At 46.5% G+C, this 16,444-nt stretch carries 17 protein-coding genes and 2 tRNA genes; 9 read left to right on the top strand and 10 right to left on the bottom strand.

Annotated features, from left to right (window positions below; translation table 11 throughout):
• Position 1: 1 nt before the first annotated feature.
• A tRNA-Cys gene (locus Q0Z62_RS06180) sits at positions 2-75 on the bottom strand.
• Between the two features lie 128 nt (positions 76-203).
• Between Q0Z62_RS06180 and Q0Z62_RS06175 the strand changes: the two genes are divergently transcribed.
• Positions 204-461 carry a DNA-3-methyladenine glycosylase gene (locus Q0Z62_RS06175; RefSeq protein ID WP_298052249.1) on the top strand — a complete coding sequence of 86 codons (258 nt, stop codon included), beginning with the start codon at positions 204-206 and terminating at the stop codon, positions 459-461.
• Between the two features lie 48 nt (positions 462-509).
• On the opposite strand, the gene Q0Z62_RS06170 is transcribed toward Q0Z62_RS06175, so the two are convergent.
• The 4 genes from Q0Z62_RS06170 to Q0Z62_RS06155 all read right to left on the bottom strand — a co-directional run bounded on the left by Q0Z62_RS06170 (position 510) and on the right by Q0Z62_RS06155 (position 5,043).
• Positions 510-701 carry a YqaE/Pmp3 family membrane protein gene (locus tag Q0Z62_RS06170; RefSeq protein ID WP_269901429.1) on the bottom strand — a complete coding sequence of 64 codons (192 nt, stop codon included), beginning with the start codon at positions 699-701 and terminating at the stop codon, positions 510-512.
• Between the two features lie 119 nt (positions 702-820).
• Positions 821-2,596 (bottom strand): gamma-glutamyltransferase, encoded by a 1,776-nt coding sequence (gene ggt, locus Q0Z62_RS06165; protein WP_298052246.1) that lies wholly within the window; start codon positions 2,594-2,596, stop codon positions 821-823.
• Positions 2,586-4,220, bottom strand: coding sequence for an acyl-CoA synthetase (locus Q0Z62_RS06160; RefSeq protein WP_298052243.1), 1,635 nt, complete (start codon positions 4,218-4,220; stop codon positions 2,586-2,588). Before Q0Z62_RS06160 ends, ggt begins: the two co-directional genes overlap by 11 nt.
• Before the next feature lie 37 nt (positions 4,221-4,257).
• Positions 4,258-5,043: an enoyl-CoA hydratase gene (locus Q0Z62_RS06155; protein WP_269901432.1), complete on the bottom strand. Its 786-nt coding sequence runs from the start codon at positions 5,041-5,043 to the stop codon at positions 4,258-4,260.
• Between the two features lie 123 nt (positions 5,044-5,166).
• On the opposite strand from Q0Z62_RS06155, the gene Q0Z62_RS06150 reads away from it, so the two are divergent.
• The gene (locus Q0Z62_RS06150; RefSeq protein WP_269902139.1) at positions 5,167-6,153 is read left to right on the top strand and encodes an MDR family oxidoreductase; all 987 of its coding nucleotides are present in this window, start codon (positions 5,167-5,169) and stop codon (positions 6,151-6,153) included.
• A gap of 21 nt (positions 6,154-6,174) precedes the next feature.
• Positions 6,175-6,747 (top strand): peroxidase-related enzyme, encoded by a 573-nt coding sequence (locus tag Q0Z62_RS06145; protein WP_298052240.1) that lies wholly within the window; start codon positions 6,175-6,177, stop codon positions 6,745-6,747.
• Positions 6,748-6,813: 66 nt separating this feature from the next.
• Here Q0Z62_RS06145 and Q0Z62_RS06140 read toward each other — a convergent pair.
• Positions 6,814-6,889, bottom strand: a tRNA-Gly gene (locus tag Q0Z62_RS06140).
• Positions 6,890-7,214: 325 nt separating this feature from the next.
• On the opposite strand from Q0Z62_RS06140, the gene murB reads away from it, so the two are divergent.
• Positions 7,215-8,231: a UDP-N-acetylmuramate dehydrogenase gene (murB, locus tag Q0Z62_RS06135; RefSeq protein ID WP_298052237.1), complete on the top strand. Its 1,017-nt coding sequence runs from the start codon at positions 7,215-7,217 to the stop codon at positions 8,229-8,231.
• A gap of 72 nt (positions 8,232-8,303) precedes the next feature.
• Here murB and dapB read toward each other — a convergent pair whose 3' ends face one another.
• Both dapB and Q0Z62_RS06125 read right to left on the bottom strand, forming a co-directional pair.
• The gene (gene dapB, locus Q0Z62_RS06130) at positions 8,304-9,095 is read right to left on the bottom strand and encodes a 4-hydroxy-tetrahydrodipicolinate reductase (RefSeq protein ID WP_269901434.1); all 792 of its coding nucleotides are present in this window, start codon (positions 9,093-9,095) and stop codon (positions 8,304-8,306) included.
• 51 nt (positions 9,096-9,146) lie between these two features.
• Complete coding sequence (locus Q0Z62_RS06125; protein WP_298052232.1) at positions 9,147-9,632, bottom strand: outer membrane protein assembly factor BamE; 486 nt, start codon at positions 9,630-9,632, stop codon at positions 9,147-9,149.
• 152 nt (positions 9,633-9,784) lie between these two features.
• On the opposite strand from Q0Z62_RS06125, the gene fur reads away from it, so the two are divergent.
• The gene (fur, locus tag Q0Z62_RS06120; RefSeq protein ID WP_298052229.1) at positions 9,785-10,243 is read left to right on the top strand and encodes a ferric iron uptake transcriptional regulator; all 459 of its coding nucleotides are present in this window, start codon (positions 9,785-9,787) and stop codon (positions 10,241-10,243) included.
• Positions 10,244-10,287: 44 nt separating this feature from the next.
• On the opposite strand, the gene recN is transcribed toward fur, so the two are convergent.
• The gene (recN, locus tag Q0Z62_RS06115) at positions 10,288-11,940 is read right to left on the bottom strand and encodes a DNA repair protein RecN (protein ID WP_298052226.1); all 1,653 of its coding nucleotides are present in this window, start codon (positions 11,938-11,940) and stop codon (positions 10,288-10,290) included.
• A 6-nt stretch (positions 11,941-11,946) separates the two neighbouring features.
• Positions 11,947-12,840, bottom strand: a complete 894-nt coding sequence (locus Q0Z62_RS06110) for an NAD kinase (RefSeq protein ID WP_269901438.1) — start codon at positions 12,838-12,840, stop codon at positions 11,947-11,949.
• Positions 12,841-12,955: 115 nt separating this feature from the next.
• On the opposite strand from Q0Z62_RS06110, the gene hrcA reads away from it, so the two are divergent.
• From hrcA to grpE, 4 genes are all read left to right on the top strand, one after another.
• Positions 12,956-13,963, top strand: a complete 1,008-nt coding sequence (hrcA, locus tag Q0Z62_RS06105; protein ID WP_298052222.1) for a heat-inducible transcriptional repressor HrcA — start codon at positions 12,956-12,958, stop codon at positions 13,961-13,963.
• A 53-nt stretch (positions 13,964-14,016) separates the two neighbouring features.
• Positions 14,017-15,045, top strand: a complete 1,029-nt coding sequence (hemH, locus tag Q0Z62_RS06100) for a ferrochelatase (RefSeq protein ID WP_298052219.1) — start codon at positions 14,017-14,019, stop codon at positions 15,043-15,045.
• 86 nt (positions 15,046-15,131) lie between these two features.
• Positions 15,132-15,692, top strand: coding sequence for a carbonate dehydratase (locus tag Q0Z62_RS06095; RefSeq protein WP_269901441.1), 561 nt, complete (start codon positions 15,132-15,134; stop codon positions 15,690-15,692).
• 102 nt (positions 15,693-15,794) lie between these two features.
• Positions 15,795-16,382, top strand: coding sequence for a nucleotide exchange factor GrpE (grpE, locus tag Q0Z62_RS06090; protein ID WP_298052214.1), 588 nt, complete (start codon positions 15,795-15,797; stop codon positions 16,380-16,382).
• The last annotated feature ends 62 nt before the right edge of the window (positions 16,383-16,444 follow it).

The raw sequence follows: 16,444 nt of genomic DNA, 5'->3' as shown, positions 1-16,444 counted from the left end.
TTGGAGGCGCAAACCGGAATCGAACCGATCTACACGGATTTGCAATCCGGTGCATAACCTCTCTGCCATTGCGCCAAGTAAAAAAGGATTATAAGCAGCTTATGATTATTTTGCAAGTGCAGCTCGCTCTTGCTGATGCGCAACGAGTTTTTTTGGGATAAAGAAATACATTTATTTGGTTTTTTGATGGTGTTGACAACAAAATGACGAATCTATCCGATGTACCTGTTATTACACGTGAGTTTTACGCTAACAGCGATTGTGCTTGGGTAGCCCAACAGCTAGTGGGTAAAACGATAGTTGTGCATAAGCAAGGGCAGATTAAAGCAGCTCGTATTGTAGAAACAGAGGCGTATTTAGGGCCACATGATTTGGCGGCTCATTCATCCAAAGGACTGACTGCCCGTACACAAGTTATGTTTGGAGAGGCGGGGTATGCTTATGTGTATTTAATTCAATAGAACTGAAAGTTACGGTATCACGTATAACACGCAGCAATAATAGGCATGTTATCTGCCCATAGCGGAATTCTTAATTTTTTGATCTGTTTTGTATTGGCTTAATGCGTAGGTTGCCCAGATAGCGGCAGGAATCCAGCCAATTAGAGTGACTTGTAAAATTAACGATAAGATTCCAGCAAAGGGACGACCTATGGTAAAGAACACGGCAAACGGTAGAAATATAGCTAAAAATAGGCGCATAATTAATCCTTAATAAAACGGAGTATCCGTAAGAGACGGTAGCCATTATAGAAAGGCGTGCCTAAGGCATACAGTAAGCAATTGTGTCTGTGGTGTAGTCCCTTTTGCTGGTAATGCGTTTAATATCCTAAGGTCAGGCCATCCGGGTTGCGTGGGTCAGAATAGCCCCAAAGAGCATGCGCATTTCGTTGAATGGTTTGGGTGCGGCCCATAGAGGCTTTGGTGTTTACGGTATGGCCTCTGGCTTCTAGTAGACGTTTTGTGTCTACATTAAACCCTTGCTCTACACGTAGCTCGTCTGGTGTCCATTGGTGATGGACCCGTAAGGCCGCGGCGGATTCAGCAGGATTCATCCCATAGTCAATCATGTTCATCACTGTTTGTAATACCGTGGTGATGATGCGCGCCCCGCCGGGACTGCCCGTGACGAGAACGGGCTTCCCATCTTTAAGCACCAGTGTAGGAGTCATAGAGGATAGTGGGCGTTTTCCTGCCTGAACAGAGTTAGCCTCTCCACCGACCAGACCATAGGCATTAGCCACCCCCGGTTTGGCAGAAAAGTCATCCATTTCATTATTTAGAAGAATCCCTGTACCTGTAGCCACAATACCTGTACCAAAGTTTGTATTGAGCGTGTAGGTAACGGCCACGGCATTGCCTGCTTTATCCATCACGGAGTAATGGGTGGTTTGATCGCTTTCAAAGGGTAGGGGATTACCGGGTTTGATGTGTTGTGCCGGAGTCGCTTTGTGGTTAATGCGTTGAGCTAGATTGTCTGCATAGTGTTTGGAAATCAGACCAGAAACTGGCACGTTAACAAAGTCTGGGTCGCCTAAATATTCAGCACGATCGGCATAAGCCAGTTTCATGCTTTCAGCCATATGGTGGATAGATTGATCGCTATTATGTCCCCACTCACCCATTGGCCAACGCTCTAGAATATTGAGAATTTGCACTAAGTGAGGCCCTCCAGAGGAGGGCGGTGGCATTGTAACGATGTCATAGCCACGGTATGTGCCGCGAACCGGTTGACGTTCTATGGCTTGGTAGCGAGCGAGGTCAGCCATAGTGATTGCGCCAGGGTAGGCCTGCATTTCTGTAGCGATACGGCGGGCAATATCGCCCTTGTAAAAGGCGTAGCTGCCTTGGTTAGCGATTAGCTTTAGGGATTGAGCTAGATCTTTTTGGACTAGACGGTCCCCTGCTTTGAGGGGAGCGCCATTGCGCCAGAAAATAGCGGTGGTAGCAGGCCATTTGGCCATGTCTTTTTCGGACGCGGCTAGGACCTTAGCTAAAGTTTCACTAACGACAAATCCATTTTCAGCGAGGTCTATAGCAGGTTGAATGACCTGTTTTAGAGGTAATGAGCCCCATTTTTTTAGAGCGTGCTCTAAGCCTGCTACCGTCCCTGGAACCCCCACCGCATAGTGAGTGAATAATGATTTTCCATCAATGACATTACCCTGAGAGTCAAGGTAGAGATCTCTATGAGCGCCTGCGGGTGCGGATTCTCGGAAATCTAAGGCCACATCTTGCTGTGTATTGGCATCGTGATACATCATAAAGCCGCCACCACCAATATTACCGGCATTAGGTAATACCACGGCGAGAGCAAAGCCAACAGCAACGGCAGCATCTATGGCATTACCACCGGCTTGTAGTATCTGCAGGCCAACACGGGAGGCTAGCTCGTGTTCTGAGGCTATCATTCCATTATGAGCGACTACGGGGTGGAAGACGGATAAAGAGTGATCGTAAGCGGCAGCCACAGCCTGCGCGGACGCTGTTTGTGTGATCGTAGGGGCTGAAGGGTTATGGGCGCAAGCAGCAAGCAAGGCAATCAGTGCTGCGCCGGTACCAACGCGACGAATAAAGGTGACGTGATTATTCAACATTTAATTGCTCCCTGAGGGCGAATTTTTGTACTTTTCCTGTGGAGGTCCGAGTTAGCTCACCAAAAATATATTTTTTTGGTAATTTGTATCGAGCGAGGTGTTGTGAGCAGTGCTGGTGGAGATCATCTTCGGTAATAGGTGGTATGTCAGCGCGTAACTCCACAAAGGCCGCAGGAACTTCCCCCCATTTCTCATCCTTCATGGCCACCACCGCGACAGAAGAAATAGCGGGGTGGCGTAAAATGGCCTCCTCGATTTCTAGAGAGGCAATGTTTTCGCCTCCAGAGATAATCACGTCTTTAGCGCGATCGCGAATACGCATGTATCCATCAGGGTCTACAACGGCAAGGTCGCCAGAGTGAAACCACCCACCTGAAAAAGCCTCTGCGGTGGCAGTAGGATTTTTTAAGTACCCCTTCATTATGATGTTGCCTCTGAACATGATTTCACCAATAGTTCTACCGTCCCAAGGAACGGGTTTCATGGTGTTTGGGTCAAGAACCACGACGTCTTCTTGTAGGTGGTAGCGAACCCCTTGGCGACTATTGCGCTCTACACGGTCGGCGACGGAAAGGTTCGCCCATTCAGGTTGTTTAGGGCAGCCTACCGCTGGGCCATAAGTCTCTGTGAGGCCATAAACATGAGTCAAATTAAAACCAATTTTTTCCATGCGCTCAAAGACGGATGCTGGAGGTGGAGCCCCAGCTATAAGGCCATGTACCGTATGATTTATCCCGGCTCGTAGGGTATCAGGGGCATCGGCAATTAGGGTATGCACAATGGGGGCGCCGCAGTAGTACGTGATGTGATGTTCACGAATTTGCTCAAGCATGACCTTAACGTCAACACGGCGTAAACACACGTTGGTGCCTGCGATTAAAGCGAGAACCCAGGGGAAACACCAACCATTGCAGTGGAATAAGGGTAGGGTCCAAAGATAGACAGCATGGGCCGGCATTTGCGCTGCCAAAATATTGCTCATGCTGGCTAAGTAAGCGCCTCTGTGGTGCGTGACGACGCCTTTTGGGTTGCCTGTGGTGCCAGAGGTATAGCCTAAAGCAATGGCATTCCATTCATCATCCGGTAAATGCCAGTCAAAATTAGGGTCGCCGGAGGCTAAGAACGCCTCGTACTCATATTGCCCAATTCGCTTTCCGTCAGGGTAGTAAGGGTCATCAACATCAATGACGATCGGAGGTGGGGTTTTCATTAGGCTCAGTGTCTGCTCAATGACCTCTGCAAATTCAGGGTCAACGAAGATGACTTTGCACTCACTGTGATCAAGCATGAACGCTAAGCTTTCTGCGTTAAGGCGTATGTTTAACGTGTTGAGTACGGCCCCCGTCATGGGGATAGCAAAGTGTGCCTCGTACATAGCGGGGATGTTGGGCAGCATTGTGCTGACCGTATCACCATCACCTATACCTAATCGATGTAATGCTGAAGCAACTTGTTTGCAGCGTTCATAGGTTTGGGCCCAAGTAAAACGCTGCTCATTATAAATAACAGAGGGTAAATGAGGGTGAGTAACAGCAGTGCGTTCAATGAAGCTGAGTGGTGATAGCGGGACATAGTTGGCGTTGTTTTTATCTAAGCCCTGGTTATAAGGGTTATGGCGTGTCATGGGTGTCCTCCTTGGCTTAACGAATGAAAGGGGTGTTTTATGCTTTCCAAACAGGAGGACGTTTTTCAATAAAAGCGTCTACCCCTTCGGCAGCATCTTCTTCCATCATATTTTGCGCCATGACGTCTGCCGCATAATCATAGGCCTGATCCAAGTCCATTTGCTTTTGCTTGTAGAACATAGCCTTGCCATAACGAATAGAAGCCGGACTTTTAGAAATAATCGTAGCTATTTTTTGCGCTATGGCTTCATTGAGTTGCTCAGGGGCAACCGCCTCATTGATGAGGCCCCAATTTTGGGCTGTTTGAGCATCAATGAATCGACCTGTTATCAGCATATCAAAGGCATGTTTCGTACTAACATTGCGACTGAGAGCCACGGCAGGGCTAGAGCAGAATAACCCCACATTAATTCCAGAGACGGCGAATTTGGCGTCGGTGGAAGCAATGGCCAGATCACAGCTAGCTACTAATTGGCAACCTGCTGCAGTAGCAATCCCATGTACACGAGCGATGACAGGAATCGGTAGAGCCTGGATGCTTTTCATCACCTGAGAGCAACGTTTAAAGAGATCTTGATAGTAAGAAAGCTGAGGTTTACTGCGCATTTGCTTTAGGTCGTGGCCCGCACAGAAGGCTTTTCCTGCAGCGGCTAAGACGACGCAGCGAATACTTGTATCGGTAGCAATGTCATCTAAGTGATGCTGTAGAGCGGCTAAAAGCTCATCGGATAGCGCATTGAATTGTTGTGGTCTATTAAGTTCTAGCGTGGTGATACCATTGTGATCCGCACGTAATACGAATGCGTTTTCATCATGTTGCATTTGTCTACTCCTACCAAGAGAGAGTTCGTTTTTGTAGTGCTACTGTGATAACTTTACACAAAGACCCTAGGAATATCGATACGACTTAGGGTTTATAAGGAACCCTAACAGGAGATAAATATGATGTTTAATGCACTGGTCATTGATCAGGTTGAAACTCAGCAACAGGTGGCACTACGCCAGCTCTCCAAGCAAGATTTACCCGCCGGAGAGGTATTAGTACGTATTGCTTATAGTACCTTAAATTACAAAGACGCCCTCGCTATCACGGGGGCGTCGCCTATTGTGCGTCAGTATCCCATGGTGCCAGGTATTGATTTTTCGGGTGTGGTTGAGCAGTCAGATCATCCTGATTATCAAGTGGGCGATCAGGTCATCTTGAATGGCTGGGGAGTAGGAGAGAAACACTGGGGTGGTTTGGCTGAGTACGCTCGGGTTCCTGCCGATTATCTCATTCCATTGCCAGATGCTTTTTCTCTGCGGGATGCGATGGTGATTGGTACAGCCGGTTATACGGCTATGTTATGTGTGTTGGCCTTAGAGCAGCAGGGGGTTCGTCCCGAGTCTGGGGATGTATTGGTCACTGGTGCAGCGGGTGGTGTGGGGAGTGTCGCTGTTGCACTGCTCGCTAAACTGGGCTATCAGGTCACAGCCATGACCGGCAGAGACACTGAGGCAGAGTATTTAAAGGGCCTTGGCGCTTTACATATTTTGGATCGCGGCGAATATAGCCAAGCAGGACGCCCTTTAACTAAAGAGCGTTGGGCTGGTGCAATTGATGTAGCGGGTAGTCATGTGTTGATGAATGTGTGTGCGGCAATGAAATATCGAGGGGTGGTGGCGGCATGTGGTTTGGCCGCTGGCATGGATTTCCCTGCTTCAATGGCACCATTTATTCTACGTGGAGTTCGTTTGATTGGTGTTGATAGTGTGATGTGCCCTAAGAATGATCGACTTCAGGCATGGCAGCGTTTAGCCACTGACTTAGACCCCATGGTTTTAGATGCGGTGGCAACTGAGATTCCTTTGGATCAGGTGCAACAGATAGTGCCGCAGTTTCTAGAGGGAAAAATTAGAGGTCGTCTTGTTATACCCATGCAAGCAAAATAAAACAAAGAGAGAGGAGACGTAATGAAAATAGAGACAGTAATTAGTCGTTTTGATATCCCGCGTTTAGAGGATATGCCTGACGATTTACAACAACGTATTAATGAAGTCGCTGAAAAATCAGGATTTATACCAAATGTATTTTTAGTTTTGGCTCGACGTCCTGACGAGTTTCGAGCTTTTTTTGCATATCACGATGCCTTAATGGAAAAGCCGGGAGGTTTAACGAAGGCGGAACGTGAAATGATTGTGGTGGCGACAAGTAGTCTCAATCAGTGCCAGTATTGTGTGATTGCCCATGGGGCTATATTACGAGTTCGAGCTAAAGACCCTTTAATTGCAGATCAGGTGGCAATTAATTATAGAAAGGCTGCTCTATCAGAGCGACATAAAGCGATGTTAGATTTTGCGGTAAAGGTAAGTCTAAAGGCTTACGAGGTCAATGAGCAGGATATGTGTCAACTGCAAGAACATGGCTTTAGCGAGGAGGATATTTGGGATATATCCGCAATTTCAGCTTTTTTTGGAATGTCGAATCGTTTAGCAAATGTGGCTCAAATGAGCGCTAACCCTGAGTTCTATTCATTAGGTCGTTAATGAATATTTAGTCAAAGTAATAGACGAAAAAAAAGCACTTGAATTAACAAGTGCTTTTTTAGAATTTGGAGCGGGAAACGAGACTCGAACTCGCGACTTCAACCTTGGCAAGGTTGCGCTCTACCAACTGAGCTATTCCCGCATTTTTATTTTTTGGTTTGGGTTTGTTTCCCAGTGATTTGAAATTATATAGTAACTTTTTGTTTTTTGCAAGTTGTTTCTTGCTGTTTTAAAAGTTATTCAAATCAACTTAAAAATCTATTTTAATCATTTTTTAAGTTGTCTGTCAAGCGTCTGACTAAAACAAATTTAAAATGATATTGCTGTTTTGCACTGCTGTTCGCGGTGTGTTGTGCAGCAAAGACATAACTATAAGCGTGTTTTCTGATAGTGTCAAGTATTTTTGAAAAAAAAGAGGAAATGCTGCATGATTAGGTTCTATCTAGTCTTCATAATAGAGAATAAGAGTGCAGTTATATCAAGATTACCACTTAGCATCTGCTAATACGTTGTCCTTGCCTTCCGTTGCAAAGCAACTGGTCTGTTTAGATCATGTAGATCAGCTACCAGAGTTACAGCCTTTAATGGAGGCGGCGGCTCGCCGTTGGGTGTTGGGCGGAGGCAGCAATATGGTGTTGGCAAATTATATCGATGCGCTTGTTATTAAGGTACAGACCAAAGGCATTCGGATTATTTCTGAGACGACAGATCAAGTGCTGATTGAGGCTCAAGCCGGAGAGAACTGGCATGGTTTTGTGCAGTACTGTTTAGCCCAAGGTTGGTTGGGCTTAGAGAATCTAGCGTTAATTCCGGGAACGGTCGGAGCAGCACCCGTTCAAAATATAGGTGCGTACGGTATAGAGGTAGACCAGCTTATTGAGCAGGTGCAAGTGTGGGATGTAGCACAAGCTAAAATGTGTGTTTTTAATTCTGCTGCCTGTCAGTTCTCTTATAGAGACAGTGTTTTTAAGCGTAGTCTGCCTGGTCGTTATTTGATTACAGCAGTGCAGTTTAGATTACAAAAAAAGTCGACATGGCAGCCTGTAATGCGTTATCCCGACCTCAGCTCTCATCCTGACTTACAGGGTGAGCCCACCGCTCTTGCTATTTTTAATGCCGTTGTGCAGATTCGGCAGCGTAAGCTGCCAGCTCCTGCCGTTTTACCCAATGCTGGGAGTTTTTTTAAAAATCCCATTGTGAGTGCTCGACAGTATCAAGTGCTATTACAGAGCTACCCCTCACTGGTGGCTTATCCCTATGGCGAGGACCAGTATAAATTGGCGGCAGGTTGGTTGATTGAACAAGCAGGTTGGAAAGGAAAACAGCTAGGACCTGTGGGGATGCATAAAAATCAAGCCTTAGTGTTGGTGAATTATGGGGGAGCCACGTCTACAGAGGTTAGGGCTCTCGTTGAGATGCTAAAGCGTGATATAAAACAGAAATTTGACGTGCTCTTAGAGCAGGAGCCTATAGCGGTGCAGTAGCATCAGGGTTTGTTCTGCCAATAAAAAAGCGCGGCTGTATTAGCTGCGCTTTTTTGTGAAGCTGGGCGAAAATTAGCTGTCTAAGACGTCATGCATGCTAAATAAGCCTTTATCTTTGTTTTTTAGAAATCGGGCCGCGCGTAAGCTACCTTGGGCATAGGTAGTCCGATTGCTAGAGCGGTGGGTGATCTCGATGCGCTCACCGTCACCGCAGAAAAATACGGTGTGATCGCCAATAATATCGCCACCACGCACTACAGAAAAACCAATGCGTCCGTCTTCTCGTGCACCTGTTTCACCATAACGAGTCCAATCGGCGACCTCGTCTAGTTTCACGTCCCATGCTTTAGCCACGGCCTCTCCCATGGCAAGGGCAGTACCTGATGGAGCATCGACTTTATTGCGATGATGGGCCTCAAAGACCTCAGCGTCAAAACCTTGATTCATCATTTTTGCTGCCATTTCGATTAGACGCAATGCGACATTTACGCCTACGCTCATGTTAGGAGCAAAAACGACTGCGATTTTTTCTCCTGCTGCGGCAATCAGCGCTTTTTCCTCATCACTAAAACCGGTTGTACCAATAATTAGTTTACAGTTATTGGCAACACATGCTTGTAGGTGGCTCAGGGTGCCAGCAGGGCGAGTAAAATCGATTAAGCAGTCGGCTTGAGAGAGCTGATTTAAGTCATCGGTAATAATGATGCCGGTATCTTTGCCCAGAAAAGCCCCTGCATCATGGCCAATGGAGGCGGCCCCAGTATGATCGAGTGCCACAGCTAATTGCATATCGCCACTGTTTAATACGGCTTCAATTAACATACGGCCCATACGACCATTGGCGCCTGCAATTGCAATACGCATAGTGATTCCTTTATTGCTTAAAAAGAGAGTAATAAATGAGTGCTATTTATATTAGCGTAAAGGCTCGGCATCCATTCTAACGCTGCCAGCAGGCTCTACCGCCATAGGAATAGCGCTATTAGCGGGAGACTCTACTGGTTTTTGGATTGAGTTTGAGCCAGAGTCAGACTGTTCAAAGGGCTGGCGATTAGGTTGTACATCGCCCTGCCAACGAACGAGTAGATCACCATCGAACCAGACGGTAAAGGTTCGTAACTCCTCTTTACCGGAGCCGGGTTTATGATAGTAAGGGTATTCCCAGCGGTCGCTGTGAAACACATCCTGTAAGGTAGGGGTGCCGAGTAAAAAGCGGACCTGCTCGCGGGTCATGCCAATCTCTAGTCGTTCAACCTGAGAGGTGGTGAGCCAGTTGCCTTGTTGGATCGGTGCCTTGTAAGGAAAGCCCCATTTGCTACCGCTACAAGCACTTAGGGTCAATGCGGTCATACCTGCGATCAGGCCTACACGCAATAGAGAGGAGTATTTTTTTGCGATCATTGCTTTACCGTGCCCCTGTTAGGATAAAATCGTTATCATATAAGGGTTTATAGAAATGCGCATCGTGTGCATTGTTAATTTACCTCGAAATCCGTCTGCATTATGCAGTGCGGGCAACGAGCCTTACCCCTATCAGAGATATAATTCTAGCCATGAAAGACCAAAATGAACTGAAAAACATGGGGCTTAAGGCGACATTTCCGCGCCTAAAGATTCTAGATGTATTCCGTCGTCATGACGAAACCGATGAAATGCGCCACCTTAGCGCCGAAGACGTCTATCGCCTATTGATAGCCGAAGACGTTGATATTGGCTTAGCAACAGTGTACCGCGTGCTGACTCAGTTTGAGCAAGCCGGTATTTTGATGCGTAGCCAATTTGATGGTGGAAAAGCGGTTTTTGAACTAAATGATGGCGACCATCATGACCACTTTATTTGCACTAACTGCGCTAAGGTTGTTGAGTTTTCTGATCCCGAGATTGAAAAACTTCAGTACGACATAGCAGACAAGCTTGGCTTTGAACTGGAAAGTCATACCTTAGTTCTTTATGGTATTTGTAAAGAATGCGTTGATAATACTAAATCAAATACACGCGGTAAAATGCGTTAATCACTAAAAAAGGGCCATAGGCCCTTTTTTAGTGTGTGGTGAATTTAATGATTCACCTTCAGCATTTCTTTGGCGTGTTCACGAGTAGTGGCCGTAATTTCGATGCCTCCTAACATTCGTGATATTTCTTCAATGCGTTGATCAACGGTTAAGTGTTGTATTTTGGATACGGTTTGGCTGCCATTAGAGGCTTTGCTAACCAGAAAGTGGTTGTCCCCACAGGCCGCAACTTGGGGTAGGTGAGTCACGCAGAGCACTTGGTGGCGTTGTCCTAGTTCATGTAGCAGGCGTCCTACTACCTCGGCAATGGCACCACCGATACCGCTGTCTACCTCATCAAATATCAGGGTAGGGACGCGTGCAGCTTGACTCGCAATCACAGATAAAGCGAGTGAAATCCGTGCCAGCTCACCTCCAGATGCAACCTTTGCTAATGCAGATGGGGCGACCCCAGCATGGCCCGCCACTAAAAACTCTACTTTTTCATTACCGTGTGCGCTAGGTTCCGCAGGATTAAGTTGAACGACAAACTGTCCTCCTTGCATGGAGAGCTGTTGCATGGCCTGAGTGACTTGTTTGCTTAGGTTTTGACTGATGACTAAACGAGCTTGGCTCAGTTGCTCAGCAAGCCCGTTATATGATTTATGGGCTTTTTCTACAGCAGCAAGTAAAGCAGCAGAGTCAACCGATTGTTGTAGTTGCTGCTGTCGTTCCAGCAGCTGCTCTAATCGCGCAGGCAGGTCTTCGGGCTCGCATTTATGTTTGCGAGCTAAGTTAAAAGCAACTGACATCATGTGATCAATATGAGCTAAACGTTCTGGGTCTAGCTCTACATCAGTCAAGTAGCTGTTTAAGTCTGAGATGCTTTCTGCACAGGCGATCTGCGCAGATTCTAGTGTTTGATAAATATTCAGCAGATTCGGGTCGTGACTTAATACAGATTGCAAACTAGACAAAGCGGCATGTAAAACGGCGATAGCACCACTTTCATCATTTTCTAGCAAGTGTAGGCTGCGACCCGCGCTATCAAGTAGCGATTGAGCATGAGCTAGGCGCTGATGTTCTTGAGTTAAATTTTCCCAGTCACCAGCACCTAAGCCTAAATCAGAAAGCTGTTGAATTTGCCAATCCAGCAGCTCTAGCTCTTGGGCATTGGCTTGTGCGCTGTGTTGGGCATTGTCATAAGAGGCTTGGGCTTTTTGCCATTGCTGCCATGCTTGGGTAACTTGATGGCTAAGGGCTATGTGTTGACCTTGCGTATCTAAAATAGCGTAATGACTTTGTGGGTTGAGTAGGCTTTGGTGAGCATGTTGGCCATGAATATCAATCAACATCGCGCCTAATTCTTTTAGCTGGGCAGCGGTAGAGGGACTGCCGTTGATATAGGCTCGGCTACGACCTTGGGCATCAATGACTCGTCGTAAAATGAGTTCGTCGTCATCTATAGCAATGTCATGCTCCTTTAACCACGCTAACACAAGAGCGTCGGGCTCAAAGGTTGCTATGATTTCGGCGCGTTCGGATTGTTGGCGTACGACACTTGCATCGCCACGTCCACCTAAGGCTAAGGACAAGGCATCAATTAAAATGGATTTACCTGCACCCGTTTCACCAGAGAAAACAGTGAAACCAGTATCAAACTCGATGTGGTTTTGATCCACAATAACAAAGTCGCGTAGATGTAATGATCGTAGCATGGTGAATTACTCGTTTTCGTCTGCGGGCATACGGTTCCAATCTAATTTTTGCCGTAAGGTAGAGAAAAAGCTATAGCCTTCGGGATGAATAAAGCGCACGGTATGCTGAGCACGGCGAATATCAATACGATCACCAGCCTGACAGTCCGACCACGCTTGCATATCAAAATGAACACTGGCCCCGGTTTCGACTCGACCTAGTGTTGTGATGGTAAGGCTAAGAGTGCTGCTATCAGGTACGACAACAGGGCGATTGGATAGCGTTTGCGGGGCAACCGGAACCAAGAGCAGAGCATTTAAACTAGGATGTAATAAAGGGCCATTAGCGGCTAATGCATAGGCCGTTGAGCCAGTAGGAGTTGATACAATAACCCCATCAGCTCGTTGACGATGCATAAAAATACCGTCTAGTTCGACCCGCAGCTCAATCAGGCCTCCACGCCCAGCGCGGTTGATTACAATGTCATTGAGCGCAATACCAGAATGGAGTATTTGGCCATCACGTACAATGCGGCCCTCAAGTAAGCTGCGTTCTTCTGCCTGATAGTTACCGGCAATAACACTAAGCAATGCCTCGTTAGCATTATTTAGTGGGATGTCTGTAATAAAGCCTAAGCGACCATGGTTAATACCAATTAAGGGGACATCGTAGTTGGCGAGCTTACGGGCTGCTCCGATCATGGTGCCATCACCGCCCATAATGACAGCTAAATCAGCCTGAGTGCCAATTTCCTCATAGCTAAGAGTAGGTAGCTCTGTAATACCAGAGAACCGAGCTGTATCTGCCTCTACAAGCACCTGACAGCCAACTTGTTGAAGTGTTGTAGCGAGCGCACGTAAGGGTGCGTCTAACCCGCTATCTTGATAGCGGCCAATAATTGCCACCGACTTAAAATGCATGAGGTGAGACCTTATGATTTGTTAGATAATAATTAGATAGAATTATAGAGGCGCAAATATTTTTATGTTGCGCAAGTAATCAGTAACGAATCGTTAGTCCTATATATTAAAAGCCATGGATGATAGAGCAAGTGCATTATTAAACGTCCTGATCGAGCGTTATATCGCTGATGGTCAGCCTGTGGGGTCTAGAACTCTCTCTAAAATGTTTGACCTATCTCCGGCAACCATTCGTAATGTCATGGCGGATCTTGAGGGTTTGGGGTTAATACATAGCCCCCATACCTCTGCTGGACGTATTCCTACGCCACAAGGTTATAGAATTTTTGCCGATCGTCTTTTAGCTGTTCAACAGCATGAGTTTCCACTGGATGCTAATTTGACGCAGCAGTTGCCCATGTACGAGCCAGCTAAGGCGGTGTCTTGTGCCGCTGATTTACTGTCTAATTTGTCTCAGTTTGCAGGGGTTGTGTTAGCCCCTAAACGGGCCCAGACATTTAAGCAAATTGATTTTATACGCTTATCTGAAAAACGTGTGTTGTTGATTATCGTCACTCCTAGCGGAGATGTGCAAAATCGTATCTTGTTTGTATCGCGTGATTACAATGAGTTGGAGCTAATAGAGGCCAGTAATTTCTTTAATCAGCATTTTTCTGGTATGTCTTTTGCTCAGGTTAGGCATGCCTTATCTGGGGAGCTATCCTCATTGCAGCACAACATCTCTAAACTAATGCAGGCTGCCGTAGAGGCCGGAGCCACAGAGCCTGATTATGCCGATGCCGTTGTCATTTCAGGGGAAAGTAAACTGTTGAGTGTCTCAGAAATGGTGGCTGATATGGATAAGTTGCGTCATCTGTTTGATCTTTTTGAGAAAAAAACGGACTGGTTGCACTTATTGGATGTTTCCCGTAAGGCCCAAGGCGTACAGATTTATATTGGAGGTGACTCTAATCTTGTGCCGTTAGATGAGGTCTCGGTAGTGACCGCCCCTTATGGTGTGGATGGACAAGTGCTCGGTACTTTGGGTGTGATTGGCCCATCACGTATGGCTTACGATAAAGTCATTCCGATTGTGGATATTACGGCACGTATGTTGTCGAATGCCCTCAGTTATAACGCCTAAATTTTATTATTATGTGCTCAAAAAAATACTATGATGAAACTGCGGACAGCAGTTTGCTAGATCCTCAGATCCGAACCGTGCCTACCCCTCGTGTTGGGGTGCTCTTAGTTAATTTGGGTACGCCAAACACCGCCTCAGCGCGTGATATTCGCCGTTATCTAGGCGAATTCCTTTCAGATCAGCGTGTGGTAGAGCTACCGGCTGCCTTGTGGCAGATTATTTTACGTGGGTTTGTTTTACCTTTTAGACCACGTAAGCTCGTAGCGAAATACCAATCTATCTGGACTGAACAAGGCTCGCCATTATTGGTATACAGCAAGGCTCAAGCCGAAGGCTTGCAGCAGCAGTTGGCTGCTAAAGGGATGGATATCCCTGTGCGTTTAGCAATGCGTTACGGGCAGCCCGCGATGCATGATGTGCTCAATGAGCTAACCGCCCTTGGTTGTGAGCGGATCCTAATGGTTCCGCTTTATCCACAATATGCCGCTAGTACCACAGCCACAGCAGTCGATGAGCTCAATCGATATTTGCAAAAAAGACGTAATCAACCGGAAACGCGTTTTATTAAAAGCTATTGTCAGCACATCGGTTATATTCAACCTATAGTGCAACGTATTTTGCATCAATGGCAAACAGGACCTAAGCCACAACGTTTGCTATTAAGTTTTCATGGTATTCCTCGTCGCACAGTCGAGGCTGGGGATCCGTATTATCGTGAATGTATGTTGACTGCCGCCGCTATACGAGAGGCGCTTTCAGAGGAAAACGTCCCTGTTTTTGCAAGCTTTCAAAGTCGTTTTGGGGCAGAGCGTTGGTTAGAACCCTATACGGAGCCCACATTGCGTCAGTGGGCCAAAGAAGGCGTAGAGTCTGTCCATGTAGTGTGCCCTGGTTTTTTAGCCGATTGTTTAGAAACACTAGAGGAAATTCAACAAGAGTGTCGTGATGCTTTCCTAGAGGATGGTGGGAAAAGCTTTGCGTATATACCCTGTCTAAATGATGACGCGGCTTGGATTCAAGGTCTGTGCGACATTGTGTTGCAAAATTTAAGTGGTTGGAACCTTGGCAGCGTAGAAAATTAGCCTAAAATAAAACTGTTTGTCCGTGTTGCTAATAGGAATAAATTCCTTCGTTTAGTAACAGCGGTCTTTTGTTCAGGAATGATCTGATGCTTAGAAAAAATCCCCGGGGTGATTACCCGGTAGTACACGAAACTGCTTTTGTTGACCCTACCGCTGTGTTGTGTGGGCGTATTGAGGTAGGAGCCCACGTTTTTATTGGGCCATATGCCGTCATTCGTGCAGATGAATTGGATGAGAATGGTCATTTAGAGCCTATTGTTATTGGGGCTAATTCCAACATTCAAGATGGGGTGGTCATTCACTCTAAAGACGGTGCAGCAGTAACAATTGGCGAGCATACTTCTATTGCTCACCGCTCTATTGTGCATGGTCCTTGCGTGGTAGGCAGCCATGTTTTTATTGGTTTTAACTCTGTGCTATTTAACTGCACAGTAGGTGATTCTGCTGTGGTGCGTCATAACTGTGTGGTTGATGGCCATGATATTCCAGAGCGTTTCTACTTGCCTTCTGCAACGGTTGTAATGGGTGAAACAGACCTTAGTACCTTAGATACGGTGCCTCAGTCAGCCAAGGACTTCTCGGAATCAGTGATGCACACTAACGTGTCATTAGCGCAGGCTTACCGCCGTATTCAGAATCAGTTTTAGTGCGACGGTATTAAAAAATAAAAAGTAGTACTTGAAGTGGGGGCATTAGCCCCCATCTTTATTTCTATTGAATTATTTTTTGTATTTAACGTGGAGAACTTTATGTCCGCACCAAAGCAACCGCAAGATAGCACCCTAGAATCAGCCGGCCTAGAGCAACAAAACACGCCTATGGAAAACGAAGACTCAGTGCTTAATGATGCAGACAACGAGACCATTCAGTTTGCTGAAGACACGAATTTAGAGGCTGAGTTAACCGAGGCTCAAAACAAAGTTGCGGAATACCACGATCAGTTATTGCGCGCCAAAGCCGAAGTCGAAAACATTCGTCGTCGTGCCTCCGAAGATGTGGCAAAGGCGCGTAAGTTTGCCGTCGAAAGCTTTGCCGAAAGCTTAATTCCCGTTCGTGATAGTTTAGAGGCCGCTTTGGCACAGCCAGATCAAAGTCTAGAGGTCCTGAGCGAAGGGGTGGAAACCACACTGCGTCAATTAAATAGTGCATTTGAGCGTCATAAATTAGTCGAAATCGCCCCAGCTGCGGGTGATAAGTTTGACCCTCATGTACATCAAGCTATTTCAGCTATTCCTTCCGAGCAGGCCAAGGACTCGGTGGCACAACTATTGCAAAAAGGCTATGCCTTATCAGATCGTGTATTGCGACCTGCTTTAGTCATGGTGTCAGCAGGCTAATTATTTTGTTATGAATGGGGCTTGAAAAAGAAAAACCTTACCCCATATATGTATTAACTAAT

It is taken from the genome of uncultured Paenalcaligenes sp. (genome assembly GCF_947630565.1).
Taxonomy (GTDB): Bacteria; Pseudomonadota; Gammaproteobacteria; order Burkholderiales; family Burkholderiaceae_B; genus Paenalcaligenes; species Paenalcaligenes faecalis.
Note: the sequence above shows the minus strand (reverse complement) of the source record. Positions and strands in the feature narration are given on the sequence as shown.